At 72.5% G+C, this 7,842-nt stretch carries 9 protein-coding genes and 1 pseudogene; 9 read left to right on the top strand and 1 reads right to left on the bottom strand.

What is annotated here, in order from left to right:
* The 5 genes and pseudogenes from rpsM to ligD form a co-directional block, all read left to right on the top strand.
* A pseudogene (gene rpsM / locus JWQ92_RS08425) lies at window positions 1-136 on the top strand (30S ribosomal protein S13); the annotation flags it as partial.
* A gap of 24 nt (window positions 137-160) precedes the next feature.
* Window positions 161-559, top strand: a complete 399-nt coding sequence (rpsK, locus tag JWQ92_RS08430) for a 30S ribosomal protein S11 (RefSeq protein ID WP_297344016.1) — start codon at window positions 161-163, stop codon at window positions 557-559.
* 98 nt (window positions 560-657) lie between these two features.
* Window positions 658-1,647: a DNA-directed RNA polymerase subunit alpha gene (locus JWQ92_RS08435; RefSeq protein WP_297344017.1), complete on the top strand. Its 990-nt coding sequence runs from the start codon at window positions 658-660 to the stop codon at window positions 1,645-1,647.
* Window positions 1,648-1,649: 2 nt separating this feature from the next.
* A complete protein-coding gene (rplQ, locus tag JWQ92_RS08440; protein WP_297344018.1) occupies window positions 1,650-2,279 on the top strand; it encodes a 50S ribosomal protein L17 in 630 nt (209 codons plus the stop codon).
* A 182-nt stretch (window positions 2,280-2,461) separates the two neighbouring features.
* The gene (gene ligD, locus JWQ92_RS08445; RefSeq protein WP_297344019.1) at window positions 2,462-3,505 is read left to right on the top strand and encodes a non-homologous end-joining DNA ligase; all 1,044 of its coding nucleotides are present in this window, start codon (window positions 2,462-2,464) and stop codon (window positions 3,503-3,505) included.
* Between the two features lie 132 nt (window positions 3,506-3,637).
* On the opposite strand, the gene JWQ92_RS08450 is transcribed toward ligD, so the two are convergent.
* On the bottom strand, window positions 3,638-4,684 hold the full coding sequence (locus JWQ92_RS08450) for an ATP-dependent DNA ligase (protein ID WP_297344023.1): 1,047 nt from the start codon (window positions 4,682-4,684) through the stop codon (window positions 3,638-3,640).
* 129 nt (window positions 4,685-4,813) lie between these two features.
* Here JWQ92_RS08450 and JWQ92_RS08455 point away from each other — a divergent pair, with 129 nt between their 5' ends.
* The 4 genes from JWQ92_RS08455 to rpsI all read left to right on the top strand — a co-directional run bounded on the left by JWQ92_RS08455 (window position 4,814) and on the right by rpsI (window position 7,743).
* Entirely contained in the window at window positions 4,814-5,773 is a 960-nt protein-coding gene (locus JWQ92_RS08455) for a GNAT family N-acetyltransferase (RefSeq protein WP_297344020.1), read from the top strand.
* A complete protein-coding gene (locus JWQ92_RS08460; RefSeq protein ID WP_297344021.1) occupies window positions 5,770-6,663 on the top strand; it encodes a tRNA pseudouridine(38-40) synthase TruA in 894 nt (297 codons plus the stop codon). Before JWQ92_RS08455 ends, JWQ92_RS08460 begins: the two co-directional genes overlap by 4 nt.
* Window positions 6,664-6,795: 132 nt before the next feature.
* A complete protein-coding gene (gene rplM, locus JWQ92_RS08465; RefSeq protein ID WP_297344024.1) occupies window positions 6,796-7,242 on the top strand; it encodes a 50S ribosomal protein L13 in 447 nt (148 codons plus the stop codon).
* 21 nt (window positions 7,243-7,263) lie between these two features.
* Window positions 7,264-7,743, top strand: a complete 480-nt coding sequence (gene rpsI / locus JWQ92_RS08470; protein WP_297344022.1) for a 30S ribosomal protein S9 — start codon at window positions 7,264-7,266, stop codon at window positions 7,741-7,743.
* Window positions 7,744-7,842: the final 99 nt, after the last annotated feature.

The following is a 7,842-nucleotide window of genomic DNA, read 5'->3' on the forward strand; positions in this document are numbered from 1 at the left end:
GTTCGAGATCGTCAGCTACGAGGTCATCATCCTTCGCAGCGTCTTTCCGGTGAGCGGTCAGCTCACGAAGTGCTACGCTCGCACCCGCAAGGGCCCGAAGCGCACCGTCGCCGGCAAGAAGAAGGCCGGCCGCTAGGCCGCGGGGAAGAGGTAGAGAACAATGGCAGCTCCCAAGTCTGCGGTCCGCAAGCCGCGTCGCAAGGACAAGAAGAACGTCGCCGTGGGTCAGGCCCACATCAAGTCGACGTTCAACAACACGATCGTGTCGATCACCGACATCACCGGTGCCGTGCTCACGCAGGCCTCCGGCGGCGCGGTCGGCATGAAGGGCTCGCGCAAGTCGACGCCCTACGCCGCTCAGCTCGCAGCCGAGTCGGCTGCGCGTCAGGCGCAGGATCACGGCATGAAGAAGGTCGACGTCTTCGTCAAGGGCGCAGGCTCTGGCCGTGAGACGGCGATCCGCTCCCTCCAGGCCGCCGGCCTCGAGATCGGCGCGATCCACGACGTGACGCCGCAGGCGCACAACGGCGTTCGCCCGCCGAAGCCGCGCCGCAACTAGTCGCTCCTGCCGGGCAGGCGGTCCACGCCTGCCCGGCATTCCGCCGTCACTGAACACGCGAGTCATATAGCGGACTCGCGACCGAAAGGAACCGACACGTGCTGATCGCCCAGCGCCCCACTGTCACCGAGGAGATCATCGCCGAGCACCGCTCGCGGTTCACGATCGAGCCGCTCGAGCCGGGCTTCGGCTACACCCTCGGCAACTCCCTCCGCCGCACCCTGCTCTCGAGCATCCCGGGAGCGGCCGTCACCTCGATCCGCCTCGAGGGGGTGCAGCACGAGTTCACGACGATCCCCGGCGTGAAGGAGGACGTCACCGAGATCATCCTGAACATCAAGGGCCTCGTCGTGTCGTCGGAGCACGACGAGCCGATCACCGCCTACCTGCGCAAGCAGAGCGAGGGCCCGGTCACCGCGGCGGACATCTCCGCGCCGGCCGGCGTGGAGATCCACAACCCCGACCTCCTCATCGCGACGCTGAACGACAAGGCGCGCTTCGACCTCGAGCTCACGATCGAGCGCGGCCGCGGCTACGTGTCGGCGACGCAGAACCGCAGCGAGTTCAGCGAGGCGGGCCAGATCCCGATCGACTCGATCTACTCGCCGGTGCTGAAGGTCACCTACCGCGTCGAGGCGACGCGTGCCGGTGAGCGCACCGACTTCGACCGCCTCGTCGTCGACGTGGAGACGAAGCCGGCGATCAGCCCGCGCGACGCCATCGCGTCCGCCGGTCGGACCCTGACCGAGCTCTTCGGCCTCGCCCGCGAGCTGAACAGCGCCGCGGAGGGCATCGAGATCGGGCCTGCCCCGATCGACGCCGCCATCTCCTCCGAGCTGTCGATGCCGATCGAGGACCTCGACCTGTCCGTGCGCTCCTACAACTGCCTGAAGCGCGAGGGCATCAACACCGTGAGCGAGCTCGTGGCGCTGTCGGAGACGCAGCTGATGAACATCCGCAACTTCGGGCAGAAGTCGGTCGACGAGGTGAAGGACAAGCTCGTCGAGCTCGGTCTCTCGCTGAAGGACGCCGTGCCCGGATTCGACGGCGCCCACTTCTACTCCGCCTACGACGACGAGGAGGCCTGACCATGCCGAAGCCCACCAAGGGTCCCCGGCTCGGCGGCGGCCCGGCCCACGAGCGCCTGCTGCTCGGCAACCTGGCCTCGCAGCTGTTCGAGCACCGGTCCATCACCACGACCGAGGCGAAGGCCAAGCGGGTGCGTCCGCTCGCCGAGCGGCTCGTCACCTTCGCGAAGCGCGGTGACCTGCACGCGCGCCGTCGCGTGATGCGCACCATCGGCGACAAGACCGTGGTGCACCAGCTGTTCACGGAGATCGCGCCGCTCATGGCCAACCGGCCGGGCGGCTACACCCGCATCACGAAGACCGGCTTCCGCAAGGGGGACAACGCGCCGATGGCCGTGATCGAGCTCGTGCTCGAGCCCGTCACGCCGAAGCGCTCCGGACGCACCGCCGCTCCCGCGGCGACCGCGGCCCCGGCCGCACCGGTCGAGACGCCGCCGGTCGCCGAGGCGCCCGCCGTGACCGAGGCCTCGGACGAGTCCTCGCCGGCCGACGTGCCCGTGGAGGCCACCGAGGCCGTCGAGGAGTCCGCTCCCGTGGAGCCCGAGACCGAGACCCCGGCTGCCGCCGAGGTCGAGGCCGACGCCGCGGAGAAGGCCGGCGACAGCGAGACCGGGACGACCCCCGCCTCCTGACATCCGCCGTATCGAAGGGCCCCGCCATGTGATCCATGGCGGGGCCCTTCGTGTCGTTCCCGCCGGCCCATCCGCCGTTTTCAGGAGATCCCTCGGCGGCTCGCCGAGTTCGCGGGCGGATGCTCCTGAATAGGGCCGCCGGATCCTGAAAACGGCGGAGGGCCAGGCCCTACGCTCGGGCCGTGGCGAGTGAATCGACGACGATCGAGGTCGACGGACCGAACGGGGTGCGCGAGATCCGGATCTCGAGCCCCTCCCGCGTGCTCTGGCCGGAGGTCGGGATCACGAAGCTCGACCTCGCGACGTACCTGGCCGCCGTCGGCGGCCCCTTCGTCGAGGCGAACGGAGACCGCCCGATCTCGCTCCAGCGCTTCGGCGGCGATGTCACCGGGGAGTTCTTCTTCTCGAAGAACCCGCCGAAGGGCGCCCCGGAGTGGATCCGCTCGGTCGTGGTCACCTACCCGAGCGCGAGGGCCCATCCGCAGCTCGTCATCGACGAGCCCGCCGCCGCCGTGTGGGCCGGGCAGATGAACACGCTCGTCTTCCACGCGTGGCCGTCGCGCGCGGACACCTCGGACTACCCCGACCAGCTGCGCATCGACCTCGATCCACAGCCCGGAACCGCTTTCGCCGAAGCACGCACGGCCGCATTCGGGATGCGCGAGGTGCTCGCCGAGGCGGGACTGACGGCGTTCGTGAAGACCTCGGGCAACCGAGGCCTGCACCTCTACGCGCCGATCACGCCGGACCACGAGTTCCTCGACGTGCGGCACGCCGTGATCGCCGCCGCCCGGGAGCTCGAGCGGCGCACGCCCGAGACGGTGACGACAGCGTGGTGGAAGGAGCTGCGTGGCGAGCGAATCTTCCTCGACTTCAACCAGGCGGCCCGCGATCGCACCATCGCGGGCGCGTACAGCCCTCGGGCGCTGCCGGGGGCGACCGTCTCGACGCCGGTGACGTGGGAGGAGCTCGAGGCCGGCGTCGACCCGCTCGCCTTCACGATGCGGACCGTGCCGAAACGCCTCCTCGAGGTGGGCGACCCGTGGGCCGGGATGTCGGCGTCCGCGGCCGGCATCGAGACGCTGCTGGGCTGGTGGCAGCGGGACCTCGACGCGGGCCTCGGCGAGATGCCGTTCCCGCCGGACTACCCGAAGATGCCCGGGGAGCCGCCGCGGGTGCAGCCGAGCCGGAAGAACGCCGACAACTGGGACGCCGCCGTGGGGTGACCCGCCGACGCCGGTCCCGCGGCCGCATCGAACCCGTCAGCGGGACGGATCCGCGGCGGCAGGATGCAACGGGGTGCTCGTCCCGGCGAAGCGTCCTCGTCCTGCTGGGGCCCCTCGGCGTGCGTCAGGGCATCAGGCGAGGACCTGCGCCAGGTCGTAGTCGTGCGGCACCTCGAGCTGCTCGTAGGTGCAGGAGCGGGCCTCCCGGTCGGGGCGCCACCGCTCGAACTGCACTGTGTGCCGGAACCGGTCGCCCTCCATCTGGTCGTACCGCACCTCCAGCACCCGCTCGGGTCGGAGGACGACGAACGACGTGTCCCGCCCGGAGGAGAACCGGCTGCGCTCGCCCTCGCCCGTGACCGGCTCCCCGTGCTCGTCGCGCTGCACCACGTCCGCGAGCTCCTCGACGAGGGCGTCGCGCATCCGCTGGGTGAAGGCGCTCACCCCGCCCACCTGCGCGAGCCGGCCGTCGGCGGTGTAGAGCGAGACGAGCAGCGACCCGACACCGTGGCCGCTCGTATGGATGCGGTAGCCCGTCGCGATGACATCGGCCGTACGGTGGTGCTTCACCTTCAGCATCGTGCGCTTGCCGGGCCGGTAGGGCTCGTCGACCGGCTTCGCGACCACGCCGTCGAGGCCGGCGCCCTCGAACTCGGCCAGCCATGCCTCCGCCCGCGCGGCGTCATCGGTCACGCGCGTGAGGAACAGCGGGGCCTGCGCATCCGCGAGGAACGACTCGAGGGCGGCCCGGCGCTCGCCGAAGGGGGTGTCGAGCAGCGACCGGTCGGCGGTCGCGAGCAGGTCGAACGCCACGAACGAGGCCGGGGTCTCCGCGGCAAGCTTCCTGATCCGGGACTCGGCCGGATGGATGCGCTGCGTGAGGGCGTCCCAGTCGAGCCGCTGGCCGCCGGCGCCGCCCGTCGGCACGACGACCTCGCCGTCGAGCACGCACGGGCCGGGCAGCGCCGATGCGAGCGCTGCCGTCAGCTCCGGGAAGTAGCGGGTGAGGGGCTTGCCACCCCGGCTGCCGATCTCGACCGTCTCGCCGTCGAACGCCACGATGCCGCGGAAGCCGTCCCACTTCGGCTCGTAGAGCAGGCCGCCGCCACCGGGCGCCGCCGTCGGAACGGTCGGCACCGCCTTCGCGAGCATGGGTTCGACGGGGAGCTCGACGGGCAGGCGCTGGCTGGGCACGGGGCCATCCTGCCGTGGAGCGCCGCCATCCGCGCAGGATCGGTCCTCCAGCGACGCCCGTCTCGGGAGGGGACCCGGCCGACGCTCCGGGCGGCGCCCGGCATGATGGGCGGCATGCCCGCTCCCGAGCCGATGCCGGAGGGTGCCCCCCTGCCGACCGGTCCCACGGGTGTCGCGTGGCGACGGATCGGTCGCGGGGACGTCGACTCGGTGCAGGAGATCGCCTCCGCCATCGCGCGCGTGGAGGAGCCGGGCCGACCGGGCGGCCGCGTGGACCTTGACCAGCAGCTGGCGGACGTCCACCCCGCCCGCACGGTGCTCGCGGAGCGAGGCGGGGTACCGACCGCCTACGGCCTCGTGTTCGTCCCCGGGTCGGGATCGGCCGTGCGGCTGCCGGGCGGCGTGCGACCGGATGCACGCGGAGCCGGCATCGGCCGCCGGCTGCTGGACTGGCAGATCGCGGCAGCCCGTGCGGTGCGGGCCGAACCGACCGTTCCCATCAGCGCCAGGCAGCCGGTCGCGGCCGAGGCCACGGCGCGGCTGCTCGCCCGGGCAGGGTTCCTCGCGGAGCGCACCTTCCTGACCCTCCGGCGCCCGGGGTCCCCGGTCCGGCCCTCCCCGCTGCCCGCCGGGCTGCGCGCGGTCCGGTTCGGCTCCGAGTACGACGAGCCGCTCCGGCTGGCCAAGAACCGTGCCTTCCACGGCCACTGGGGGTCCCGGCCCGAGGGCGCCGACGCCTGGGCCCGCCACCAGCTCGGCCCGTGGCTGCAGCGCGACCTCTCCCGGCTGGCGCTCACCGACGACGGCGACATCGCCGGGTTCGTCGTCGGCTGGGACGAGGGGGCCGCGGCGGACGAGCTGTACATCGCGCTCGTCGGCACCGACCCGGACTGGCGTGGGCGCGGTGTCGCGCGAGCCCTGCTCGCCGACGTGCTCGGCGCATCGACCGCGGCAGGCAGGCCGGTCGCGGTCCTGCACGTCGACGGCGAGAGCCCGACCTCGGCCGACCGCCTCTACGCCTCCGTCGGCTTCGGACGGGTCTCCGCCGCCCTCGTCCACCGGCTCGCGCCATGACCGAGGACGCCCCATCACTCGTGCGGGTGCGGCTGGACCTCGCCTACGACGGCACGGACTTCGCCGGGTGGGCGCGGCAGGCCGGGGGACTCCGCACCGTGCAGGGGGCGCTCGAGGGGGCGCTGGCCGTCGCCGTCGGCCGCGCGCCGGGCCCGGTACCGAGGCTCGTCGTCGCCGGCCGCACGGACGCCGGCGTGCACGCCACCGGACAGGTGGCCCACGTCGACCTCAGCGAGTCCCAGCTCGCCGCGCTGGTGCGGCGGCGCGGCGGCGGGGAGGAGGCGGCCCGTGTGGCCGATCGGCTCACCGGCATGCTGGCCGCCGCGGGCGACGTGGTGGTCCACCGCGCGACCATCGCGCCGCCCGGGTTCGACGCCCGCTTCAGCGCCGTCCACCGCCGCTACCGGTACCGCATCGCCGACACGACCGCCGCCCGCGATCCGCTGCAGCGCCGCCGAACCCTCTGGCACCCCAGGGCGCTCGAGCTCGAGCTGCTCCGGGCGGCCGCCGACCCGATGCCCGGCCTGCACGACTTCGCCGCCTACTGCCGCCCGCGGCCCGGTGCCACCACGATCCGGTCCCTGCAGGCCTTCGGCTGGGATCGTGACGCCGACGGGGTGCTCGTCGCCGAGGTCCGGGCCGACGCCTTCTGCCACGGGATGGTGCGCTCGCTCGTCGGCGCCTCCCTGGCGATCGGCACCGGGCGCCTTCCTCCCGCGAGGATGCACCAGCTGCTCCACGCCGGCGCCCGCACCGGCGAGTTCGCGACCGCCCCGGCCCACGGCCTGACCCTCGTCGAGGTCGCCTATCCGGCGGATGCGGAGCTCACGGCGCAGGCGGAACGGACCAGAGCCAGGCGAGGGGCGGAGGACGCCCCGCCGATGGGGTAGGCTCGGGTCTTCGTGCGGGCACGTCCCGCGCGCCTCTTCGAGCCCTCCACCCGCTCGTTCCGGCCCCATGGGCTGCTGAACGGGCACCGGAGCGGGATCCACGACCACCTCGAGACAGAAAGCGTGAGCATCGTGACGCGCACCTACAGCCCCAAGGCTGCCGAGATCCAGCACGACTGGGTCGTCATCGACGCAGCCGACGTCGTGCTCGGCCGGCTCGCCAGCCACGCCGCCGCCCTCCTGCGGGGCAAGCACAAGGCGACCTTCGCCCCCCACCTCGACTCCGGTGACTTCGTCATCATCGTGAACGCGGCGCAGGTCGCGCTCACGGGGTCGAAGCGCGACCAGAAGCTCGCCTACCGGCATTCCGGCTACCCGGGCGGCCTCACCGCGGTCGGCTATGCGGAGCTGCTCGAGAAGCACCCGACCCGTGCCGTCGAGAAGGCGATCCGTGGCATGCTGCCGAAGAACTCGCTCGGTCGCGCCCAGATCAAGAAGCTGAAGGTCTACGCGGGTCCCGAGCACCCGCACGCCGCGCAGCAGCCCACGCCGTACACCCTGAACCAGGTCGCCCAGTAGGGCCCGGAAGAAGCAACGAACATGGCACGCATCGCAGACTCCATCGACACCCCCACCTCGTTCAGCACCACGAGCGAGGCCCCGGCCGAGACGCCGTCGCGCCCGCCGCTGACGGTTCCCGGCGCGGCCGTCGGCCGCCGCAAGCAGGCCATCGCCCGCGTGCGGCTCGTGCCGGGCTCCGGCACCATCACCGTCAACGGCCGTGAGTTCGCGGACTACTTCCCGAACAAGCTGCACCAGCAGCTGATCAACGACCCGTTCACCGTGCTCGAGCTCACCGGCGCCTACGACGTGATCGCGAAGATCTCGGGCGGCGGACCCTCCGGTCAGGCCGGCGCGCTGCGCCTCGGCATCGCCAGGGCGCTGAACGAGATCGACCTCGAGAACAACCGCCCGGGTCTCAAGAAGGCGGGCTTCCTCTCGCGCGACGCGCGCGTCAAGGAGCGCAAGAAGGCCGGCCTCAAGAAGGCTCGCAAGGCGCCGCAGTTCTCGAAGCGCTGACGCCCGGCGTTCCCGCTTCCCCCGTCATGGTCCGCCTCTTCGGCACCGACGGCGTCCGCGGCCTCGCGAACCGCGAGGTCACCCCGGAGCTCGCCCTGT

Source organism: Amnibacterium sp. (assembly GCF_025463795.1).
GTDB lineage: Bacteria > Actinomycetota > Actinomycetes > Actinomycetales > Microbacteriaceae > Amnibacterium.

What these genes read in the sequence shown, in the direction of transcription:
- rplQ (WP_297344018.1), top strand. Translation starts at nt 1,650, where the DNA reads ATGCCGAAGCCCACCAAGGGTCCCCGGCTCGGCGGCGGCCCGGCCCAC.
- rpsI (WP_297344022.1), top strand. Translation starts at nt 7,264, where the DNA reads ATGGCACGCATCGCAGACTCCATCGACACCCCCACCTCGTTCAGCACC.
- JWQ92_RS08455 (WP_297344020.1), top strand. Translation starts at nt 4,814, where the DNA reads ATGCCCGCTCCCGAGCCGATGCCGGAGGGTGCCCCCCTGCCGACCGGT.
- JWQ92_RS08460 (WP_297344021.1), top strand. Translation starts at nt 5,770, where the DNA reads ATGACCGAGGACGCCCCATCACTCGTGCGGGTGCGGCTGGACCTCGCC.
- rpsK (WP_297344016.1), top strand. Translation starts at nt 161, where the DNA reads ATGGCAGCTCCCAAGTCTGCGGTCCGCAAGCCGCGTCGCAAGGACAAG.